Raw genomic sequence first — 20,301 nt, forward strand, 5'->3', positions numbered from 1 at the left:
AGGTTGGCGTTGCGTTGTGTCAGGAGGCTACTCGTCGGCCGTCGGGTCCATGTCGGGGAACATCACCTCGATGAACCCGAACTTGCTGAAATCGCTAATCCGCGACGGGTACAAGCGGCCGATCAGGTGATCGCACTCGTGCTGCACCACCCGCGCATGGAAGCCATCGGCAATGCGGATGATCGGTTCGCCCTTGGGGTCGAAACCTTCGTAGCGGATCTGCTGGTAACGGTCCACCGCGCCGCGCAGGCCGGGTACGGACAGGCAGCCTTCGAAGCCCTCTTCCATGATCGGACTGAGCGGCGTGATCAGTGGGTTGATCAAAATCGTCTGCGGTACGGCCGGCGCCTCCGGGTAGCGTTCGCTGCTCTCGAAACCAAAGATCACCAATTGCAGGTCAACACCGATCTGCGGCGCGGCCAGGCCGACACCGCCGACGTGCTCCATGGTCTGGAACATGTCATCGATCAGTTGCCACAGTTCGGGGCTGTCGAACATTTCCGGCGGGACCGGCGGAGCGATACGCAGCAGGCGCTCATCGCCCATTTTCAGGATTTCACGGATCATCAATCAGACTTCATCGGGAGTGGGCTTGGAATGGTCTCGGCCAAGACCGGAGACGTGCTTTTTTTCACCGGCATGGGTGTTTTCATCGAATGTCTTTTCTCCCGGGTCCTTGCCTTCGGCCGACATGTGCTCGATCACGGCATTCATCTCCGCCCCCAGCAACAACACGGCGGCGGAAATATAGAAGTACAGGAGCAGAACAATGATCGCGCCGATGCTGCCATACATGGCGTTGTAGTCGGCGAAGGTTTTGACGTAGTAGCCAAAGCCCAGGGACGCGACGATCCACACCACCACCGCCAGCACCGAGCCTGGGGTGATGAAGCGGAATTTCTGCTGCACGTCAGGCATCACGTAATACATGAGGGCCACGGCGAACATCAGCAGGATCACAATCAGCGGCCAGCGCAGGATGGTCCACAGCGTGACCACGAATTCCTGCATGCCGATCTGCCCTGCCAGCCATTCCATGACCTGCGGGCCGAGCACCATCAGCGCGGCGGCGGCGAGCAACATGCCAGCGATGCCGACGGTGTAGAAAACCGACAGCGGGAAACGCTTCCAGATCGGCCGGCCTTCGATCACGTCGTAGGCGGCGTTCATCGCGCTCATCATCAGGCGCACGCCGGCCGACGCGGTCCACAGGGCAATCACGATACCCACCGAAAGCAGGCCGCCCTTGGACTGCTGCAACTGGTCGATCACCGGGTTGACCTGCTCGAGGGCCTGGGGCGGCAACACCAGTTCCGACTGCAGGCGCAGCCAGGTGAAGAAGTCCGGCAAATGCAGGAAACCGATCAATGCAATGAGAAACAGCAGGAACGGAAACAACGAGAACAGCATCTGGTAGGCCAGTGCCGAGGCGTAGGTGGACATCTCGTCGTTGACGAATTCCTTGACCGTGCGTACCAGCACTTGGTGCAGCTTGAGACCATCGAGTACCGGGAAAATCATAGCGTCTCCTTTCGCCGCAAAAAGTCAGGTTCGTGGGCGACTCAGGGGCCGTTTTCTACATCAAGGTAGCCTATTTGGCGACCTTGAAACAATTTCGAAAGATTAACCACTTCAGGTGACACAAAAACGGCCATCCGTGGATGGCCGTCGGGCTGGGTAATACAAGCGGCGAATCAGGGTCACTTGATCGCTTTCTTCACCGCATCCTTGATATCACCCACGGCTTTCTGCACTTCACCTTTCTTTTCCTGGACCCCCCCTTCAGCGCGCAGCTTGTCGTTGCCGGTCACTTTGCCGACACCTTGCTTGATGTTGCCGACTGCTTCGTTGGCGACGCCTTTTACCTTATCCGATGTGCTGCTCATGGTATTTCTCCTGGAACAATCGAGGGGTTTTGGTCATTACCTAGAGATTGACCCAAGGCTGTTCGGCAGAGTTTCAATTATTTTTACGCGGGCATTTCATCGCCGGCAGCAGGTTTGGCTTTATGTTTTGCGGCCAACCCACGAGAATGCCCGGCACATTCAGGCTACAACGCTGAATAACAGATCCCGTAGGAAGGTTATGAAACTCAATAAAGCACAGGCCATCGCCCGCAGAAACCAGGAACTGGGCGGTGCCGTACTCGGCGTCAACAACTGCCACTTCACCGACCTGGACCGCAAACGCAACATCTGGTGGTTCGACCTGCCGGTGGCGCGGATCGCGGTGGGCCAGTACGAGTGGATTCACTTGTTGCTGCACAACGCCGAGACTGACCAGTTGCTGCACCTGAAGGTGCCGACGGTGTTCCTGCGTGAAAAGCTCGAAGGCTTGGTGGTGCGCAATGCGGGCAAGCGCAAGCCAGAGATTACCCTGGAGCTGAGCGCGGACAAGGACTCGTTCCTCAAGGATGTGCGCCCAGCCGGTGCTGGCGTCAGCTTCGCGCCATTCACCCTGTAGGAATGCGGTCAGAATGTGAGAGGGGGCTTGCTCCCGATAGCGGTGGTTCAGTCACTCGATGCAGTGGCTGACACTCTGCCATCGGGAGCAAGCCCCCTCCCACATTTAGGCCTGGTTTACTTTTTCAGGCCCAGTTTCTTCAGTTCTTCATCACGCAATTCGCGACGCAGGATCTTGCCCACGTTGGTGGTCGGCAAGGCATCGCGGAATTCCACGGCCTTGGGCACCTTGTAGCCGGTGACGTTGGCACGCATATGCTCCATCACCTGATCCTTGGTCAGGGTGGCGCCCGGCTTGACCACGATGAAGATCTTGATGTGTTCCCCGGACTTCTCGTCCGGCACACCAATGGCCGCGCACTGCAGCACGCCCGGCAGGGTCGCCAGCACGTCTTCGAGTTCGTTGGGGTAGACGTTGAAACCGGAGACCAGAATCATGTCTTTTTTACGGTCGACAATCCGCATGTAGCCGTCCGGCTGGATGATCGCGATGTCACCGGTCTTCAACCAACCTTCGCTGTCGAGTATCTCGGCGGTGGCGTCTTCGCGCTGCCAGTAGCCCTTCATGACTTGCGGGCCTTTGACGCACAACTCGCCGACCTCGCCCAGGCCCAGCTCGACGCCGTCATCGGTGATGACTTTGCACAAGGTCGACGGCACCGGAATGCCGATGGTGCCGATCTGGATCTTCTGGATCGGGTTGACCGTCGCCACGGGGCTGGTCTCGGTCATGCCGTAGCCTTCGCAGATGTCGCAGCCGGTCACGGCCTTCCAGCGCTCAGCTGCGGCCAGTTGCAGGGCCATGCCGCCAGACAGGGTGACTTTCAGCGCAGAGAAGTCCAGCTTGCGGAAGCCTTCGTTGTTGCACAGCGCCACGAACAGCGTGTTCAGGCCGACAAAGCCGCTGAACTTCCACTTCGACAGCTCCTTGACCATCGCCGGCAGGTCGCGCGGGTTGCTGATCAGGATGTTGTGGTTGCCGATCAACATCATCGCCATGCAATGAAAGGTGAACGCATAGATGTGGTACAGCGGCAGCGGAGTGATCAGGATCTCGCAGCCTTCATTGAGGTTGGAGCCCATCAGCGCCTTGCACTGCAGCATGTTCGCCACCAGGTTGCGGTGGGTCAGCATCGCGCCCTTGGCCACGCCGGTGGTGCCGCCGGTGTATTGCAGCACCGCCACGTCGCTGCTGGCCGGGCTGACATCGTTGACCGGTTGGCCGTGCCCCTTGGCCAGCACGTCGTTGAACTTGATCGCCTTGGGCAAGTGATAGGCCGGGACCATTTTCTTCACGTACTTGATGACGCTGTTGATCAGCAGGCGCTTGAGCGGCGGCAGCAGGTCGGCGACTTCGGTGACGATCACGTGTTTGACGGCAGTCTTGGGCACGACTTTTTCAGCCAGGTGCGCCATGTTGGCCAGACAGACCAGGGCCTTGGCCCCGGAGTCGTTGAATTGGTGTTCCATTTCCCGCGCGGTGTACAGCGGGTTGGTGTTGACCACGATCAGGCCGGCACGGATGGCACCGAACACGGCGACCGGGTATTGCAGGACGTTGGGCAGTTGCACGGCGATTCGATCGCCAGGCTTCAAATCGGTATGCTGTTGCAGGTACGCGGCGAAAGCGCCGGACAATTCGTACAACTCACCATAGGTGATTGTCTTGCCCAGGTTGCTGAAAGCCGGTTTGTTGGCGAAGCGCTGGCAGGACTGTTTCAGTACCGCCTGAATATTTGGATACTCGTCTGGATTGATGTCTGCAGCAATCCCGGCGGGGTACTTATCCTTCCAAAAGTCTACGTTCATGGAAGCCCACTCCTCAGCGACGCGAATTCATCATCGCATTTGATGCGATTATTATTGGTGTATGTTTTTTAGGTGAGTCTGGCGCGTTTAAGCAGGCCGAGAGGTCACAAAGCGCGCCGAGAGTAGCAGCTTTGCCAAGGGCCGACTAGAGCCAAAAGAGGGCCCTACAGTCATAAACATGACTCATGAATAACTAATAGTCATTTTTAGAGCAAAAATTCTATACGCTTGAAAATGGCTCTAGAACAGGGCTTAACGGGATAAACACAGACAAATGTGGGAGGGGGCTTGCCCCCGATAGCAGTGGATCAGCCAACACATCTGGTGACTGATTCACTGCCATCGGGGCAAGCCCCCTCCCCCATTGTCGACTGCATTTCACATCAGGCGATGTCGCGCAACTCACGCCGCAGGATCTTGCCCACCGGCGTCATCGGCAACGACTCACGCAACACGATGTGCTTGGGCACCTTGTACCCCGTGAAGTTGGTCTTGCAGTAGTTCTTCAACTCCTCAAGGCTCACGCCTTCGGCACGCGCCACCACAAACAGCTTCACCGCCTCCCCCGTGCGCTCGTCCGGTACGCCGATCACCGCGCAGTTGGCCACCGCCGGGTGAGCCATCACTACGTCTTCGATCTCGTTGGGGTAAACGTTGAAACCCGAGACGATGATCAAATCCTTCTTGCGATCCACGATGCGTACAAATCCATCTTCGTCGATCACGGCAATATCGCCGGTCTTGAGCCACCCCTCGGCGTCCAGCGCCTCGGCGGTGGCGGCCGGCTGCTGCCAGTAGCCCTTCATCACCTGCGGGCCCTTGATGCACAGCTCGCCGCGTTCGCCCAGGGGCTGCTCGGCGCCTTCATCATCGATCACCTTCATCGCCGTCCCCGGCACCGGGATGCCTACGGTACCCAGCCGTGACTGATTGCCATACGGGTTGGTGCTGGCCACCGGCGACGTTTCCGTCAGGCCATACCCTTCGCCGATCGCACAACCGGTGAGTTGCTCCCAACGTTCGGCGGTGGCCTTGATCAGCGCCGTGCCACCGGAGTTGGTGAGTTTAAGGCTGGAGAAGTCCAGGCTCTTGAAGCCGGGATGGTCCATCAACGCCACAAACAACGTGTTGAGCCCGAGCAAGCCGGTGAAGCGCCAGTTTTTCAGCTCCTTGATAAAGCCCGCGATGTCACGCGGGTTGGTGATCAACACGTTGTGGTTGCCGGAAACCATCATGCACATGCAGTTCGCGGTGAACGCATAGATGTGGTACAGCGGCAGCGGCGCGATCATCACCTCCTGGCCTTCCTTGATCAGCGGGTGGCCATCCTCGCCGGTCTGCGACATGCAGGCGCGCACCTGCTGCATGTTCGCCACCAGGTTGCCATGGGTGAGCATTGCGCCCTTGGCCAGGCCGGTGGTGCCGCCGGTGTATTGCAGCACCGCGACGTCATCGAGGCTCACCGGGTGGCGCGTCACGCCCTGCCCTGCGCCCATGCGCAAGGCGCGCTTGAACGACACCGCGCGCGGCAAGTGATAGGCCGGGACCATTTTCTTCACTTTGTCGACGAGGGTGTTGACCAGCCAGCCCTTGGCCGCTGGCATGAAGTCGCCCATCCTGGCTTCGATCAGGTAGTCGATCTCGGTGTCGGTGCAGACGTCCTGCACCCGCGAACCAAACAGGTTGAGGTAGATCAGGCCGCGCACGCCGGCGTCCTTGAACTGATGACGCATCTCGCGCGGGGTGTACAGCGGGTTGGTGTTGACCACGATCAGCCCGGCGCGCAGCGCACCGAACACCGCCACCGGGTAATGCAGCACGTTGGGCATCTGCACCGCGATGCGATCGCCCGGCTTGAGGTCGGTGTGTTGCTGCAGGTAGCCGGCGAACGCCGCACTCTGGCGCTCAAGCTCGGCGTAGGTCAGGGTGACGCCCATGTTGCTGAACGCCGGGCGGTCGGCAAAGGCCTTGCAGGAACGCTCGAAGACTTCAATCACCGACTTGTAGGCGGTCAGATCGATCTCGTTGGGAACGCCCGCCGCGCGTTTGTCATTCCAGAAATCAGGTTGCATTATTCTTGTCCTCTTACCTGAATGTGCCTGGCCGCTTTTCTGCTGCTATAAAAAGCGGAGCTTCGGGGACGTTAGCAGCTATGGCCAAACAGGCAAATACGGGCAATAGCGTCATTGATAGCGTGAATCTTCCTACAAGGGTCTGTACTGATCAGCCGCTTGGCCGAGGATGGGCTATACACTGCAATGACCCCGAGCAAAGGAAGCGCCATGAACCACACCACCTTCTGGCTGACCGCGAATGACCACAGCCGCCTGTACGTCAATCAATGGCTGCCGGACACGCCGCCGAAGGCGTTGATCATGGTGTCCCACGGCATGGCCGAGCATGGCGGTCGCTATGCGCGCCTGGCCCAAGCGTTATGTGGGGCGGGCTACGGGGTGGTTGCCCTGGACCAGCGCGGCCATGGTCGCACCGCCGACGAGGGCACGCTGGGCCTGTTCGCCGAGCGGGACGGCTGGAACAAGGTGGTGGGCGACCTGGCCAGCCTCAACCAGCACATCGGCCAGCAGTTGCCGGGAGTGCCGATCATTTTGCTGGGCCACAGCATGGGCAGCTATATCGCCCAGGCTTACCTGCTGCACCACAGCGCCAGCCTGCATGGGGCGATTCTCAGCGGTTCGAATTTCCAGCCGGTGGCGCTGTACCGCGCCGCGCGGCTGATCGCCCGTGCCGAACGCCTGCGCCAGGGCTTGCGCGGCCGCAGTGCGCTGATCGAGTTCCTGTCGTTCGGCTCGTTCAACAAAGCGTTCAAGCCCAACCGCACGGCTTTCGACTGGCTCAGCCGTGACCCGGACGAAGTCGACCGCTACCGCCACGACCCGCTTTGCGGGTTCCGCTGCACCAACCAACTGTGGATCGACCTGCTGGGCGGCTTGCAGCAAATCAGCAAAGCGTCCAATCTCGCGCAGATCGATCCGGGCTTGCCGATCCTGGTGATCGGCGGCGAATGTGATCCGGTGAGTGAAGGCAAGCGTCTGAAAAGACTGGCCCATGCCCTGCGTGAGGCCGGCTGCCAGAACCTGCAACTGAATATCTACCCGCAGGCGCGTCACGAACTGTTCAACGAAACCAACCGCGACGAAGTCACCGCGGATGTGCTGACGTGGCTCGACCAGGCCCTGACCTCGCGCAGGCCGACTCGCTGCGAATAATTTTTCGTTTAAAATCAGCCAATTAAATTATCGATTAGCCACAGGATGCACCTTTAGATGACCCAGGTAACCAACACCCCATACGAAGCCCTCGAAGTCGGCCAGACCGCCAGCTACAGCAAGACCGTCGAAGAGCGTGACATCCAACTGTTCGCCGCGATGTCCGGCGACCACAACCCGGTACACCTGGATGCGGAATTTGCCAAGGCGACCATGTTCAAGGAGCGAATCGCCCACGGCATGTTCAGCGGCGCCCTGATCAGCGCGGCGGTTGCCTGTGAGCTGCCTGGGCCGGGCACGATCTATATCGGCCAACAGATGAGCTTCCAGAAACCGGTGAAAATCGGCGATACCCTGACCGTGCGTCTGGAAATCCTCGAAAAACTGCCGAAGTTCCGCGTGCGTATCGCCACCCGCGTATTCAACCAGCGCGATGAGCTGGTGGTGGATGGCGAAGCGGAAATCCTCGCGCCACGCAAGCAACAGGTCGTGACATTGACCGAACTGCCAGCCATCACCATCGGCTGATCAGTCCCCATAAAAAATCCCCGCATCGGCGGGGATTTTTTATTCAGCGACGGCTCACGACTGAGCGCGAGCCTGGTTACGCAAGGCCTTCACCTGATCGTGGTTGCGTTGTACGCCGTGGTACTGGCGCTCAACCAAGTCACGAATGCCCACCAGGTTGTGCTGGGTGATCTTCTCGATCGCTGCTTTGTAAGCCTTGAGGGCGTGGTCTTCACCGCGCTCGGCTTCGTTCAACACAGCCTCTTCGTCTTTGCCGGTGACCATCGACTTCACATCGACCCAGCCACGGTGCAGGGCGCCGGCCACGCTGCCGGACTGTTCCGGGTCGCCACCCAGGGCACGCACGGCGGTTTTCAGCTCGGCGGCGGCAGTGGCGCAGTCTGCGGAGCGCTTGGCAAACAGCGCTTTGAGTTCGGGATGCTTGATGTCGTCAGCGCACTCTTTGAAACCTTTTTGACCGTCGATGCTGGTTTCGATCAGGTCGTTCAATACGGAGATGGACTCTTTATTGATATCAGTCATTTTTCAATTCCTTATGTGGGTTGAGAAAGGTTGCATTAATGATTGCAGCGCCCGTGCCAGGTTTTAAAAAACAACTTTTTCTTTAGATTTCAATAAGTTAAAAATAATTGAACGATCTGTACATGCGTTATTTGCATGATCTGTCATTTGGCCTTCATGCAGAATGCCTGTATTTTCCAAGACCTCGATGCAAACGCCTGAGCCGTCATGAACCCCGAAAAACTCGAACTGCTGATCACCCGCGAAATGCCCTTCGGCAAGTACAAGGGACGGATCATCGCCGACCTGCCCGGCCCCTACCTGAACTGGTTCGCCCGCGAAGGTTTCCCCCACGGCGAGCTGGGCGGGTTGCTGGCCTTGATGCAGGAAATCGACCACAACGGCCTGTCCGAACTGCTGGAGCCACTGCGCGCCAAACACGGCAAACCCGCGCCTCGTCACTAGGAACCCGCACCATGCCATGCAATGCAGCCAACGAAGCGCACTGGCGGGCCATCGCCGACCGCTATGCACTGGAGCCAGGCCCGATCAACCTGGAAAACGGCTACTTCGGGCGCATGAGCCGCGCGGTGCAAGCGCAGTACCTCGAGCACGTCGCGTTTATCAACCGCAGTAACGCGGTGCATGTGCGCCAGCGTTTCGAGCAGGGCGAAAACGTCGAGATCCGCCGCCAACTGGCCGAACTGATCGACGCCGACCCCGAATCGGTCGCCTTCACCCGTAACGCCACCGAAGCCTTGCAGTCGCTGATCCGCAACTACAACCTGTTTACCACTACCCGCAGTGGAGCGGCGTTCGGCACCTGTATCCGGGTGACACCGGGGTTGGCGACATCAACCGCAGACATCCATGCACTGATCAACGCCATCACCGCACTCAGCGCGGACTGAAAAATGTGGGAGGGGGCTTGCTCCCTTCCACATTTGAAGATGTGTGGGTCTCAAGGTTTTGCGCAGGCAAAAAAAAAGCGGTCCGCCGACCAAGCGCACCGCAAAAATGCCGTTAAGCACAGCAACAACGATTCGATGAATCAGCTCAGTCCAGCAGCGCCAGTGCCTCTGCGGTGACTTCCTGGATACGCGCCCAGTCGCCGTTCTTGACCCATTCCGGGTCGAGCATCCAGCTACCGCCCACGCACATCACGTTTTTCAACGCCATGTAGCTCTTGATATTGGCCGGGCCGACGCCGCCGGTCGGGCAGAATTTCACTTCGCCAAACGGGCCGCCCAGGGCTTTGATGGCTGCGACGCCGCCGCTGACTTCGGCCGGGAACAGTTTGAAGCGGCGATAACCCAGGCTATAGCCTTCCATGATCCCGGAGGCATTGCTGATGCCCGGCAGCAGTGGGATCGGGCTGTGGACCGAAGCTTCAAGCAGGTCGCGGGTAATGCCGGGGGTGACGATAAATTGCGAGCCGGCAACCTCCGCGGCTTCGAGCATATGCCGATCGAGCACGGTACCGGCGCCGGTACACAACTCCGGGCGTTGCTCGCGCAGGACCTGAATGGCCTTGAGGCCGAACTCGGAACGCAGGGTCACTTCCAATGCGGTCAAACCACCGGCTGCCAGGGCGTCGGCCAGTGGCAGGATGTCTTGTTCACGGGCGATGGTGATCACCGGCAGGATCCGCGCCTTGGCGCAGAGGCTGTCGATCAGGGCAACTTTATCCGCCATGGACACGGTCGATTGAGGGCTTTTCATAGCGGCTGATCCTTGGCTCATGGGCACCAGTAAATCTCTAATGTAGGTTGCAAAAATGCGCGAATCGGCATGGCAGCAACGTCGTTGCTGGCCAGCGCGGCGCTCAACGTGGTCAATTTCGAACTGCCGGAAATCGACAGTACGGTGTAGTTCGCCGTAGCCAGCAGCGCGCGACTCATGGTCAGGCGCTGGCGTGGTACGGTCGGCGCGAGCATCGGCCAGCAACGGCGGGTACCGTCGGCCTGCAGGGCTTCGCTCAGGTTCGGACTGTTGGGGAACAACGACGCGGTGTGGCCGTCGTCGCCCATGCCCAGTACCAGCACATCAATGGCTGGCAGTTCGGCCAGCAGGCGATCGGCCTGCTCGGCGGCGTCTTCAAGATTGGCGGCGGCGCTGTACAGGCTGAGGAACTTGGCCTTGGCTGCCGGGCCTTGCAACAGGTACTTCTTCAACAGGCCGGCATTGCTGTCGACGTGCTCCACCGGCACCCAGCGCTCATCGGCCAGGCTGACGGTGACCTTGGACCAGTCCAGACCCTGCTTGGCCAGGTTCTGGAAAAACGCCACGGGGCTGCGGCCGCCGGACACCACCAGGGTCGCTTCGCCACGGGCACTGATGGCGGCGCGCAGTTGTTCGGCCACGTCGTTGGCCAGGCCATCGGCCAGCAACGCCGGCGAACGGTACTCATGGGCAGTGACGCCCTGAGGCAGTTTCAATTCAGATATCGCCATACCACGACCTCCCATCCCGCGTGATCAGTGCAATCGAGCTCATCGGCCCCCAGGAACCCGCCGCATACGGCTTGGGCGCATCACCGGATTTTTTCCACCCGGCGATCAACTGGTCACACCACTTCCACGCGGCTTCGATTTCATCTTTGCGAACAAACAGATTCTGATTGCCGCGCATTACTTCCAGCAACAACCGCTCGTAGGCATCGGGAATCCGCGCGCTGCGATAGGTGTCGGAAAAATTCAGTTGCAGCGGACCGCTGCGCAGTTGCATGCCCTTGTCCAGGCCCTGCTCCTTGGTCATCACGCGCAAGGAAATACCCTCGTCCGGTTGCAGGCGGATGATCAGTTTGTTGCTGATCTGCAAGCGCTGCTCGGGGGCGAAGATGTAGTGGGACGGTTCCTTGAAGTGGATGACGATCTGCGACAGCTTTTGCGGCATGCGCTTGCCGGTGCGCAGGTAGAACGGCACCCCGGCCCAGCGCCAGTTGCGGATATCTGCGCGCAGGGCGACGAAGGTTTCGGTATCGCTCTGGGTGTTGGAATTCTCTTCTTCCAGGTAACCCGGCACCGGCTTGCCGGCGCTGTAGCCGGCAATGTACTGGCCACGTACCACCTGGGTGGTCAGGCCGTCCGGGCTGATCGGCGCCAGGGCCTTGAGCACCTTGACCTTCTCGTCACGGATGCTGTCGGCGGACAGGTCGGCCGGCGGGTCCATGGCAATCAGGCACAGCAGCTGCAGCAGGTGATTCTGGATCATGTCCCGCAGCTGCCCGGCCTTGTCGAAGTAACCCCAGCGGCCTTCGATGCCGACCTGCTCGGCCACGGTGATTTCCACGTGGGAAATGTAGTTCTGGTTCCACTGGGTCTCGAACAGGCTGTTGGCGAAACGCAGGGCGATCAGGTTCTGAACGGTTTCTTTGCCCAGATAATGGTCGATGCGGTACGTGCGGTTTTCCGGGAAAAACTGTGCGACAGCGTCGTTGACCTTGCGCGAAGATTCCAGGTCCGAGCCGATGGGTTTTTCCAGCACCACGCGGGTATTGTCCGCCAGGCCGACCTTGGACAGGTTTTCGCAGATCGCCCCGTACACCGCCGCAGGCGTGGCGAAGTAAGCTATCAGGCGCTGCCCGGTGCCGGCTTTTTCAGCCAGGACCACGTAGTCGTCGGCGTTCATGAAATCGACGTGAACATACGTCAGGCGCGCCAGGAAACGCTGGGCGATGGCTTCGTCCAGTTCCTTGCCGACGTATTTGCGCAGTTCTGTTTCAATATGCGCCAGGTGCTGTTGCTCGGAACCGGCTTCGCGGGCCAGGGCCAGGATGCGCGTGTCGTCGTGCAAGAGCCCGGCACCATCGAGTTGATAGAGGGCAGGAAATAACTTGCGCAGCGCCAGATCACCCAACGCGCCAAACAGGGCAAAGGTGCAGGGTTCTACCGTTATCGAAGGCATGATGTTTGTTCTTTTATCAAGTTAAGCTACAAATACCTTTTTTCAAGGCATCACTCAAGGAAAAATGTAGTAATAACCACAACATTTTCCCGAAATACGCATTCCGAGTGGTGGTGTTCAGCTACCCTAAGTAGGATAGGCCACCGCAAAGGGCCACTCGTCGATTGGCGACCACCCTTTATTTGCATCGTCGCCCCAAGGAAACACTGTATGGACCGCGTGCGAAATCTTCTGGAACAGATCCGGAACCGCCTCGAAGAATTGAACAAGGCCGAGAAAAAAGTCGCCGAGGTCATCCTGCTCAACCCACAGCAGGCGACCCGCTTCTCGATCGCAGCCCTCGCCCAAGCCGCCTCGGTCAGTGAACCGACGGTCAACCGTTTCTGCCGTTCGTTCGGCGTCAGCGGTTACCCTGAACTCAAATTGCAACTGGCGCAAAGCCTGGCCAGCGGCGCGGCGTATGTCAGCCGTGCGGTGGAGGCCGATGATGACCCCGAGGCCTACACCCAAAAGATCTTCGGCAGCGCCATTGCCTCTCTGGACAGCGCCTGCCAGGCCCTCGACCCGAACCTGATCAGCAAGGCCGTGGACCTGTTGATCCAGGCGCGCCAGATCCACTTCTTCGGCCTCGGCGCGTCCGCCCCGGTGGCCATGGATGCGTTGCACAAGTTTTTCCGCTTCAACCTGTCGGTGACCGCCCATGCCGACGTGCTGATGCAGCGCATGATTGCTTCGGTGGCGCACACCGGCGAGCTGTTCGTGATCATCTCCTACACCGGGCGTACCCGCGAGCTGGTGGAAGTGGCGCGTATTGCCCGGGAAAACGGCGCATCGGTGCTGGGTGTGACCGCCGAGAACTCGCCGCTGGCCAAGGTCAGCACCGTGAGCCTGAACATTCCGCTGCCGGAAGACACCGACATCTATATGCCGATGACCTCGCGGATCATCCAACTGACGGTGCTGGATGTACTGGCAACCGGCATGACCTTGCGCCGTGGCGTGGACTTCCAGCCGCACCTGCGCAAGATCAAAGAGAGCTTGAATGACAGCCGGTATCCGGTTGGCGATGAGTTCAACTGAAGCAGACAATGCCTCCAGCAGTCCCGACCTCTTCGCGAGCCAGCCCGCTCCCACATTTTGACGAGTCCTACTTTGGAATACGCTTCAAATGTGGGAACGGGCTTGCTCGCGAAGACGGTATCAGCAACAGCGCTAAACCCCAGCCCTGGCCTGCAAACTCAGATGCGCCCGCTCCCCCGGCGCCAGGCTGGCCCCGGCCATCGCCGACTCGACGCATACAAACCCCGACGCCTCGTTGAAGCTCACCCCCAGCAACGGCCGGCTGCCTGGGTGCCACACCACGGTGTCGGCGCTGTCGCCGGTGTCGATGCACAATTCGCGCTGCCAGGCGTGGTCCTTGAGGTGTAGCTCGCCCTCATGCTGGAACACGCGCTGACACCCGCCTTCCACGCGCAACTCGCCTTCCTGCTGGCAAGCCTGGCGATTGAGCTGGTCATAACCTAGCGCCCCGTCGAGCCCAGACAGCGCTATCTCACCGACATTGCCAATCCGCCAGTAAGCGTGCAACGCATGGCTCAGTTGGCACGGCAGCTCATCCTGATGCTCGGTACACAAGCGCAACTCCAGGGTTTCGCCCAGGTGCGCGTGCAAGTCCACCTGCCAGTCGCACAACTGCAACTGCCAGTGCAGGCGCACGCCGTCGTCGTCGGTGTTGCTGTCGAGCAGTTTCCAATCGATCAGCCGCGCCCAGCCATGGGACGGCCACGCATTTTCGCTGGGATGCCGGCCATACCACGGCCAGCACACCGGCACGCCGCCGCGAATGGCACCGACTTGTGGCCACTTGGCTGCGCACCACAACCAGGGTTTCTGCCCACGGGGCTGAAAATGCAGCAATTGCGCGCCCTGGCGGCTGAATACCGCCTGGCACAACGGATGGTCGATCACCAACACATCGCGCGTCTGGAAGCGCTCCCAGGCGAACACCGGACGCTCGCGCAGGGATTTGAAAAAGCGTTGCAGCGGATGCTCATGCATGTGCCACGGTCCTGAATATCTTCACAGTGCAATCCAAAAAAAAGCGGATAGCCATGGCTACCCGCAAATGCGCACAGAGAGAAGGAGCTTATCGCAACAGCGTTAGAACACCGACTGAATTTTCAGACCGGCCACCAGCGCATTGTCGACTTTATCCACGCCGCCCGGGTGGACGACGTATTGCAGGTTGGGACGCACGGTCAGCCAGTTGGTGACGTGGAAACCGTAGTTGATTTCGTAGTTGTACTCGGTGCTGCGCAGCGGTGCGTACAGTGGGTTGTCGTAGTCGCTCACGCCATTGGCAACGTTGAGCAGCTCGGCGTTTTTCTTCACGTCATCGTTAACGTGCAGACGAGCGGCACCAATCCCCACATCGTCTTTTGGACGCGCGTCGAAAGGCCCTTTGTACACCAACATGATCGACTGGTAGTTATCGACGGTGTTGGTGTCCTTGTCGTGGAACGTGGCGTTGGCCGCGATGTTCAGACCACGGGACGCGTCGCCGTTATGGGTAGTGAGTTGCTGTTGCGCAACGAACCAATAGCCTTTTTTGCTGCTGTGGGTACGGTAGGCCGCGCCGGTGGTGGCAGCATCGTTGCCGTTGACGTCTTCACGGACGTCGCTGGCATCGGCGGCGCTCTTGTAGTAACCCACACGGTATTCGCCCGGCAGGTTATTGACCTTCGGCGACCAGACCAATTCCACCGGGATCACGGTGCCCTTGGTGCCACTGCCGCTGAGTTTGAAGCCGTTGCCGTGCTCCAACTGCGACGGGTTCTGGTTGTACGCACCGATCTGCGCATACAGCTCAGGCGTGATGTGGTACTTCACGCGGATCGCGGCCTGGGCGACCGGCCAGTTGTACCAGGTGCTGACGTAGTTACCGACCTGAGAGCCGCAGAACGACAGGTTCTGGAAGTCGCACGGGAAGGTGTTGAAGTCTTCGCCTTCACCGAAGTAACCGAGCTTCACGTCCAGCTTGTTGTCGAACATCTGGTGCTGAATCCAGAACTGGGTCAAACGCACCATGTGGCCACGGCCGTACACTTCTTGAGACGAGCTCAAGGTGCCGGCACGCGGATCACCGATACGGTCGTTGGAGATGTTCTGGCCGTTACGGTTGGTCAGCTGGATCTTGGCCTGGGTGTTATCCCAGCCCCACAACTTTTGCAGATCCAATGCCACGCCCAGACCGAACTGGTCAGCGTAACGCGCCGTTTTGTCGTTGTTGTAGCCACCGCTCAGGTTGCCACCGACTTCGCCGACGTAGTCAGCCTTGATATCGATACCTTGCTCGATCAGCTTGGTCCGCTCGCCGCCCCAATCGCCGGTCATCCATTTGGAATCGGCGCTGAACGCGTCGTCCGCCATCGCATTGGCGGACAGGACCAGGGCTGCCACTGCTGACAATTGGCAGATCAGCCGGGTGTTGTTGTGTTGCTTTTTCATCCCTACATCCTCGTCTTTATTGTTATTAAACTGTTTTTATCTAACGCGGGTTACATTTTTTTAATAAAAACAACAACTTACCTAATTCAGCGACCCTTGAACTGGGCCACGTTGTCGGCACGATCCTGTGCCGGCAGCGACGCAGCGGTGCCCAGGCGCTCGCCGGTCTTGGCGTCGAACAGCAACACTTTGGCCGGATCGAATTGCAGGGTCAGGGTCTCGCCCACCTGCGGCGCCACATCGGGTGCCAGGCGGCAGCAGACCTTGGTGTCATTGAGCTGCACGAACACCAGGGTGTCCGGGCCGGTCGGCTCGGTGACCTGGACTTCGGCACGAATACTCGACGCACCGTTGCCCTCCCCCGTCGCCAGCACGATTTGCTCCGGGCGCAGGCCGAGGATCACGTCACGGTCTTCCAGGCCGGCGTTGCTCATGCTCAGCGGCAGCTCGCAACGCGCCTGGCCGCTGTCGAGCAGCGCTACCAGGCCGCCGTCCTTGCGCTGCAGGCGCAGGGGAATGAAGTTCATCGGCGGCGAACCGATAAAGCTCGCCACGAACAGGTTGGCCGGATCGTTGTAGATCTCTTTCGGCGTGCCGAACTGCTGGATGATGCCGTCCTTCATCACCGCCACTTTGTCGCCCAGGGTCATCGCTTCGATCTGGTCGTGGGTGACGTAGACGGTGGTGGTTTTCAGACGCTGGTGCATCAGTTTCATTTCGGTACGCATCTCGACGCGCAGCTTGGCGTCGAGGTTGGACAGCGGTTCGTCGAACAGGTAGATCTTCGGCCGACGCGCCAGGGCCCGGCCCATGGCCACGCGCTGTTGCTGGCCGCCGGAGAGTTGGCCCGGCTTGCGGTTGAGCAGGTGTTCGATCTGCAGCAGCTTGGCCACCCGCGCCACTTCGGCGTCGATATCGGCCTGGGGCATCTTGCGAATCTTCAGGCCGAACTCGATGTTTTCACGCACGCTCATGGTCGGGTACAGCGCGTAGGACTGGAACACCATGGCGATGTCGCGATCCTTGGGGCTCATGCCGCTGACGTCCTGGTCGCCGATCATGATCGCGCCGCCGGTGATGGTCTCAAGGCCCGCGATGCAGTTCATCAGCGTGGACTTGCCGCACCCCGACGGGCCGACCAGGATCAGGAACTCGCCTTCCTTGATCGACAGTTCGATGTTCTTCAAGGTGTCGGGCAGGCCGGCGCCATAGGTCTTGTTTACATTGCGAAGTTCAAGCGTAGCCATGATTACCCCTTGACCGCGCCGGCCGTGAGGCCGCGCACGAAATACTTGCCTGCGATCACATAGACCAGCAGGGTCGGCAGCCCGGCGATCATCGCCGCCGCCATATCCACGTTATATTCCTTGGCCCCGGTGCTGGTGTTGACCAGGTTGTTCAGCGCCACCGTGATGGGCTGCGAGTCGCCGCTGGAGAACACCACGCCGAACAGGAAGTCGTTCCAGATCTGAGTGAACTGCCAGATCAGGCAGACCATGATGATCGGGGTCGACATCGGCAGGATGATCAGACGGAAGATGGTGAAGAAACCTGCACCGTCCAGGCGCGCCGCCTTGATCAACGCATCCGGAATGCTTACGTAGTAGTTACGGAAAAACAGCGTAGTGAACGCCAGGCCGTAGACCACATGGATAAACACCAGGCCGGTGGTGGTGCTGGCCAGGCCCATCTTGCCGAGAGTGAACGACGCGGGCAGCAGCACGGTCTGGAACGGCAGGAAGCAGCCGAACAGCAACAGGCCGAAGAACAATTGCGAACCACGGAAGCGCCAGAACGACAGCACATAGCCGTTCAACGCACCGATGGCGGTGGAAATCAGCACAGCCGGCACGGTGATCTTGATCGAGTTCCAGAAGTAGCCATCCACCGTGGCCCAGGCCTTGACCCAGCCGATGCCGGTGACCACGGTCGGCCAGCTCAACAGGTTGCCGGTGCTGATGTCTTCCGGGGTCTTGAAGCTGGTGAGCAACATCACCACCAGCGGCACCAGGTACAGCAGCACCGCTAAGATCAGCACCGCGTAGATCGCGATGCGGCTCAGGCTGATGGCAGGTTTTGCGGCAAGACTAGTCATTACGCTTGGTCCTCAGCTCGGAGTACAGGTACGGCACGATGATCGCGAGGATCGCACCGAGCATCAGGATTGCACTGGCCGAACCCATGCCCATCTGGCCGCGACTGAAGGTGAACGAGTACATGAACATCGCCGGCAGGTCGGACGAGTAGCCCGGTCCGCCTGCGGTCATCGCCGCCACCAGGTCGAAACTCTTGATCGCGATGTGCGCCAGGATCATCACCGCACTGAAGAACACCGGACGCAGGCTCGGCAGCACCACGCTCCAGTAGATGCGCGGCAGGCTTGCGCCGTCGATCTGCGCGGCACGGATGATCGATTGATCGACGCCACGCAGGCCGGCCAGGAACATCGCCATGATGAAACCGGAGGCTTGCCACACGGCAGCGATCACCAGGCAGTAGACCACGCGGTCCGGGTCGATCAGCCAGTCGAGACGGAAGCCTTCCCAGCCCCAGTCCCGCAGAAGTTTGTCCAGGCCCATGCCCGGGTTGAGCAGCCATTTCCAGGCCGTACCGGTGACGATCATCGAGAGCGCCATCGGGTACAGGTAAATGGTGCGGATAAAGCCTTCACGACGGATTTTCTGGTCGAGGAAAATCGCCAGCGTCACACCGATCACCAAGGTGATGCCGATGAACATCCCGCCGAACAGCGCCAGGTTCTTGCTCGCGACCCACCAGCGATCGTTGTCGAACAACCGCTCGTACTGCGCAAGGCCCGCCCATTTGTAGCTCGGCAGGAACGTCGACGTGGTGAACGACAGCACAAACGTCCACAGGATATAACCGTAGAAGCCCACCAACACGATGAACATGCTTGGCGCCAGCACCAGTTTGGGTAGCCAGCGCTGCAGGGCATCGAACGGCGAGGCTTTGCTGAACACAGCAACAGAACTCATGGGAAAATCCAATACAGAGGAAAAGGACTACAGGAACGTACCGGATGGGGGCCAGGGCTCCCCCATCCGGTCAACCGTTACTTGGCCGACTTGATCGCAGCGCCGAGTTTCTTGGCGGTGTCGGCCGGATCGGCTTTCGGGTCGTTGATGTAGTTGGTCACGACGTCAAAGAACGCACCTTGCACGGCCAGCGTGGTGGCCATGTTGTGCGCCATGCTTGGCTGCAGGCCGCCGCTCTTGGCATCAGCCAGGAAGTCTTTGGCTGCGGTCTGGGCGCAGGAGTCGAAACCGTAGGATTCCATTTTGTTCAGCATGTCGTTGCGCACAGGGATCGAACCCTTGTTGATGCTGAACACTTTCTGGAAGTTTTCACCCAGCACGACTCTGGCGATGTCCTGCTGACCGGCTGCAGTGCCTTTGTCTTTCTGCTTGAACACCGCCAGGGAGTCGATGTTGTAGGTAAAGGCTTTGTCGGTGCCCGGGAAGGCTACGCACTCGTAGTCTTTGCCGGCGACTTTCTTCGCGGCGGTCCACTCGGACTTGGCCCAGTCACCCATGATCTGCATGCCGGCCTTGCCATTGATGACTTTGCCGGCTTCGAGGTTCCAGTCCTGGCCTTTGCCGTCGACGTCCATGTAGGTCGCGACTTTCTTCAGCTCGGTCAGCGCCTTGACCATTTGCGGGCCAGTCAGCGCGCCGTTGTCCAGGTCAACCAGGGCTTTCTTGTAGCCATCGGCGCCCATCACCGACAGAACGACCGCTTCGAACACGGTGCTGTCCTGCCAAGGCTGGCCACCATGGGCGAGCGCGATGAAGCCAGCGGCCTTGAGCTTGTCGCCGGCGGCGTAGAATTCTTCGAGGGTGGTCGGGTTCTTGGTGATACCGGCTTTCTTGAAGACTTCCGGGTTGATCCACAGCCAGTTCACGCGGTGGATATTCACCGGAACGGCAACGTAGTCACCGTCGTACTTCACGGTGTCGGAGACTTTCTTGTCGAGCAGGGAGTCCCATTTTTCTTCTTTGGCCACGTCTTTGAGGACGTCGGTGTCGAGCAGACCGGTGGATGCCCATTCCTGGATGTCCGGGCCTTTGATCTGGGCTACGCCGGGTGGGTTACCGGCGACCGCGCGGCTTTTCAGCACGGTCATGGCCGTGGCGCCACCGCCACCTGCGACAGCACCGTCTTTCCAGGTGAAGCCGTCTTTTTCAACTTGGGCCTTCAGGACATCTACAGCCGCTTTTTCACCGCCCGAGGTCCACCAATGCACAACTTCAACCGTCCCTTTCGAGTCGGCGGCAAATGCACTGAGGGGAAACAACGAGGCAATGGAAATAGCGACGGCGAGGCGATTAATCGCGTTCATC

20 protein-coding genes and 1 pseudogene are annotated in these 20,301 nt (G+C 59.7%); 6 read left to right on the forward strand and 15 right to left on the reverse strand.

Annotation, left to right across the window (positions count from 1 at the left end):
* Positions 1-27: 27 nt before the first annotated feature.
* The 3 genes from def to LQ249_RS24450 form a co-directional block, all read right to left on the reverse strand.
* On the reverse strand, positions 28-567 hold the full coding sequence (def, locus tag LQ249_RS24440) for a peptide deformylase (protein ID WP_108524469.1): 540 nt from the start codon (positions 565-567) through the stop codon (positions 28-30).
* A 3-nt stretch (positions 568-570) separates the two neighbouring features.
* The gene (locus LQ249_RS24445; protein WP_046382291.1) at positions 571-1,521 is read right to left on the reverse strand and encodes a YihY/virulence factor BrkB family protein; all 951 of its coding nucleotides are present in this window, start codon (positions 1,519-1,521) and stop codon (positions 571-573) included.
* 179 nt (positions 1,522-1,700) lie between these two features.
* Positions 1,701-1,886: a CsbD family protein gene (locus LQ249_RS24450; RefSeq protein ID WP_232565956.1), complete on the reverse strand. Its 186-nt coding sequence runs from the start codon at positions 1,884-1,886 to the stop codon at positions 1,701-1,703.
* A 199-nt stretch (positions 1,887-2,085) separates the two neighbouring features.
* On the opposite strand from LQ249_RS24450, the gene LQ249_RS24455 reads away from it, so the two are divergent.
* Entirely contained in the window at positions 2,086-2,463 is a 378-nt protein-coding gene (locus LQ249_RS24455; RefSeq protein ID WP_017847198.1) for a hypothetical protein, read from the forward strand.
* A 116-nt stretch (positions 2,464-2,579) separates the two neighbouring features.
* Here LQ249_RS24455 and fadD1 read toward each other — a convergent pair whose 3' ends face one another.
* On the reverse strand, positions 2,580-4,271 hold the full coding sequence (gene fadD1 / locus LQ249_RS24460; protein WP_017847197.1) for a long-chain-fatty-acid--CoA ligase FadD1: 1,692 nt from the start codon (positions 4,269-4,271) through the stop codon (positions 2,580-2,582).
* A gap of 383 nt (positions 4,272-4,654) precedes the next feature.
* Complete coding sequence (fadD2, locus tag LQ249_RS24465) at positions 4,655-6,343, reverse strand: long-chain-fatty-acid--CoA ligase FadD2 (protein ID WP_108524470.1); 1,689 nt, start codon at positions 6,341-6,343, stop codon at positions 4,655-4,657.
* A gap of 210 nt (positions 6,344-6,553) precedes the next feature.
* On the opposite strand from fadD2, the gene LQ249_RS24470 reads away from it, so the two are divergent.
* Complete coding sequence (locus LQ249_RS24470; RefSeq protein WP_046382289.1) at positions 6,554-7,498, forward strand: alpha/beta hydrolase; 945 nt, start codon at positions 6,554-6,556, stop codon at positions 7,496-7,498.
* Between the two features lie 57 nt (positions 7,499-7,555).
* Positions 7,556-8,026, forward strand: a complete 471-nt coding sequence (locus LQ249_RS24475) for a MaoC family dehydratase (RefSeq protein WP_017847194.1) — start codon at positions 7,556-7,558, stop codon at positions 8,024-8,026.
* A gap of 54 nt (positions 8,027-8,080) precedes the next feature.
* Here LQ249_RS24475 and LQ249_RS24480 read toward each other — a convergent pair whose 3' ends face one another.
* Positions 8,081-8,548: a ferritin-like domain-containing protein gene (locus tag LQ249_RS24480; protein WP_017847193.1), complete on the reverse strand. Its 468-nt coding sequence runs from the start codon at positions 8,546-8,548 to the stop codon at positions 8,081-8,083.
* A 207-nt stretch (positions 8,549-8,755) separates the two neighbouring features.
* Here LQ249_RS24480 and LQ249_RS24485 point away from each other — a divergent pair, with 207 nt between their 5' ends.
* Both LQ249_RS24485 and LQ249_RS24490 read left to right on the forward strand, forming a co-directional pair.
* Entirely contained in the window at positions 8,756-8,992 is a 237-nt protein-coding gene (locus tag LQ249_RS24485) for a DUF3820 family protein (protein ID WP_003213031.1), read from the forward strand.
* 11 nt (positions 8,993-9,003) lie between these two features.
* A pseudogene (locus LQ249_RS24490) lies at positions 9,004-9,312 on the forward strand (aminotransferase class V-fold PLP-dependent enzyme); the annotation flags it as partial.
* 271 nt (positions 9,313-9,583) lie between these two features.
* Here the strand turns inward: LQ249_RS24490 and LQ249_RS24495 are convergent.
* The 3 genes from LQ249_RS24495 to zwf are packed head-to-tail and all read right to left on the reverse strand — an operon-like array spanning position 9,584 to position 12,433.
* Positions 9,584-10,249 carry a bifunctional 4-hydroxy-2-oxoglutarate aldolase/2-dehydro-3-deoxy-phosphogluconate aldolase gene (locus LQ249_RS24495; protein WP_017847191.1) on the reverse strand — a complete coding sequence of 222 codons (666 nt, stop codon included), beginning with the start codon at positions 10,247-10,249 and terminating at the stop codon, positions 9,584-9,586.
* Between the two features lie 17 nt (positions 10,250-10,266).
* Positions 10,267-10,980 carry a 6-phosphogluconolactonase gene (pgl, locus tag LQ249_RS24500; RefSeq protein WP_046382287.1) on the reverse strand — a complete coding sequence of 238 codons (714 nt, stop codon included), beginning with the start codon at positions 10,978-10,980 and terminating at the stop codon, positions 10,267-10,269.
* Positions 10,967-12,433, reverse strand: a complete 1,467-nt coding sequence (gene zwf, locus LQ249_RS24505; protein ID WP_017847189.1) for a glucose-6-phosphate dehydrogenase — start codon at positions 12,431-12,433, stop codon at positions 10,967-10,969. The genes pgl and zwf overlap by 14 nt, the downstream gene beginning before the upstream one ends.
* A 219-nt stretch (positions 12,434-12,652) precedes the next feature.
* Here zwf and LQ249_RS24510 point away from each other — a divergent pair, with 219 nt between their 5' ends.
* Positions 12,653-13,513: a MurR/RpiR family transcriptional regulator gene (locus tag LQ249_RS24510; protein WP_169850571.1), complete on the forward strand. Its 861-nt coding sequence runs from the start codon at positions 12,653-12,655 to the stop codon at positions 13,511-13,513.
* 132 nt (positions 13,514-13,645) lie between these two features.
* Here LQ249_RS24510 and LQ249_RS24515 read toward each other — a convergent pair whose 3' ends face one another.
* The 6 genes from LQ249_RS24515 to LQ249_RS24540 all read right to left on the reverse strand — a co-directional run bounded on the left by LQ249_RS24515 (position 13,646) and on the right by LQ249_RS24540 (position 20,300).
* Entirely contained in the window at positions 13,646-14,491 is an 846-nt protein-coding gene (locus LQ249_RS24515; protein WP_057004511.1) for a D-hexose-6-phosphate mutarotase, read from the reverse strand.
* 102 nt (positions 14,492-14,593) lie between these two features.
* Positions 14,594-15,940, reverse strand: a complete 1,347-nt coding sequence (locus tag LQ249_RS24520) for a carbohydrate porin (protein ID WP_017847186.1) — start codon at positions 15,938-15,940, stop codon at positions 14,594-14,596.
* 86 nt (positions 15,941-16,026) lie between these two features.
* Positions 16,027-17,187, reverse strand: coding sequence for an ABC transporter ATP-binding protein (locus LQ249_RS24525; RefSeq protein WP_046382286.1), 1,161 nt, complete (start codon positions 17,185-17,187; stop codon positions 16,027-16,029).
* Positions 17,188-17,189: 2 nt separating this feature from the next.
* Entirely contained in the window at positions 17,190-18,035 is an 846-nt protein-coding gene (locus LQ249_RS24530) for a carbohydrate ABC transporter permease (RefSeq protein WP_046382285.1), read from the reverse strand.
* Positions 18,028-18,936, reverse strand: coding sequence for a carbohydrate ABC transporter permease (locus LQ249_RS24535; protein WP_003175732.1), 909 nt, complete (start codon positions 18,934-18,936; stop codon positions 18,028-18,030). The genes LQ249_RS24530 and LQ249_RS24535 overlap by 8 nt, the downstream gene beginning before the upstream one ends.
* Before the next feature lie 77 nt (positions 18,937-19,013).
* On the reverse strand, positions 19,014-20,300 hold the full coding sequence (locus LQ249_RS24540) for an ABC transporter substrate-binding protein (RefSeq protein WP_017847182.1): 1,287 nt from the start codon (positions 20,298-20,300) through the stop codon (positions 19,014-19,016).
* Position 20,301: the final 1 nt, after the last annotated feature.

Origin of the sequence: Pseudomonas sp. 7-41 (assembly GCF_021233075.1) — a bacterium.
GTDB lineage: Bacteria > Pseudomonadota > Gammaproteobacteria > Pseudomonadales > Pseudomonadaceae > Aquipseudomonas > Aquipseudomonas veronii.

Bases quoted from the DNA above. Each gene is read 5' to 3' on its own strand.
- pgl (WP_046382287.1), bottom strand. From the start codon at position 10,980: ATGGCGATATCTGAATTGAAACTGCCTCAGGGCGTCACTGCCCATGAG.
- LQ249_RS24495 (WP_017847191.1), bottom strand. From the start codon at position 10,249: ATGAAAAGCCCTCAATCGACCGTGTCCATGGCGGATAAAGTTGCCCTG.
- LQ249_RS24520 (WP_017847186.1), bottom strand. From the start codon at position 15,940: ATGAAAAAGCAACACAACAACACCCGGCTGATCTGCCAATTGTCAGCA.
- LQ249_RS24540 (WP_017847182.1), bottom strand. From the start codon at position 20,300: ATGAACGCGATTAATCGCCTCGCCGTCGCTATTTCCATTGCCTCGTTG.
- LQ249_RS24455 (WP_017847198.1), top strand. From the start codon at position 2,086: ATGAAACTCAATAAAGCACAGGCCATCGCCCGCAGAAACCAGGAACTG.
- fadD2 (WP_108524470.1), bottom strand. From the start codon at position 6,343: ATGCAACCTGATTTCTGGAATGACAAACGCGCGGCGGGCGTTCCCAAC.
- LQ249_RS24475 (WP_017847194.1), top strand. From the start codon at position 7,556: ATGACCCAGGTAACCAACACCCCATACGAAGCCCTCGAAGTCGGCCAG.
- LQ249_RS24515 (WP_057004511.1), bottom strand. From the start codon at position 14,491: ATGCATGAGCATCCGCTGCAACGCTTTTTCAAATCCCTGCGCGAGCGT.
- def (WP_108524469.1), bottom strand. From the start codon at position 567: ATGATCCGTGAAATCCTGAAAATGGGCGATGAGCGCCTGCTGCGTATC.
- LQ249_RS24525 (WP_046382286.1), bottom strand. From the start codon at position 17,187: ATGGCTACGCTTGAACTTCGCAATGTAAACAAGACCTATGGCGCCGGC.
- LQ249_RS24535 (WP_003175732.1), bottom strand. From the start codon at position 18,936: ATGAGTTCTGTTGCTGTGTTCAGCAAAGCCTCGCCGTTCGATGCCCTG.
- LQ249_RS24530 (WP_046382285.1), bottom strand. From the start codon at position 18,035: ATGACTAGTCTTGCCGCAAAACCTGCCATCAGCCTGAGCCGCATCGCG.
- LQ249_RS24480 (WP_017847193.1), bottom strand. From the start codon at position 8,548: ATGACTGATATCAATAAAGAGTCCATCTCCGTATTGAACGACCTGATC.
- LQ249_RS24450 (WP_232565956.1), bottom strand. From the start codon at position 1,886: ATGAGCAGCACATCGGATAAGGTAAAAGGCGTCGCCAACGAAGCAGTC.
- LQ249_RS24445 (WP_046382291.1), bottom strand. From the start codon at position 1,521: ATGATTTTCCCGGTACTCGATGGTCTCAAGCTGCACCAAGTGCTGGTA.
- zwf (WP_017847189.1), bottom strand. From the start codon at position 12,433: ATGCCTTCGATAACGGTAGAACCCTGCACCTTTGCCCTGTTTGGCGCG.
- fadD1 (WP_017847197.1), bottom strand. From the start codon at position 4,271: ATGAACGTAGACTTTTGGAAGGATAAGTACCCCGCCGGGATTGCTGCA.
- LQ249_RS24470 (WP_046382289.1), top strand. From the start codon at position 6,554: ATGAACCACACCACCTTCTGGCTGACCGCGAATGACCACAGCCGCCTG.
- LQ249_RS24485 (WP_003213031.1), top strand. From the start codon at position 8,756: ATGAACCCCGAAAAACTCGAACTGCTGATCACCCGCGAAATGCCCTTC.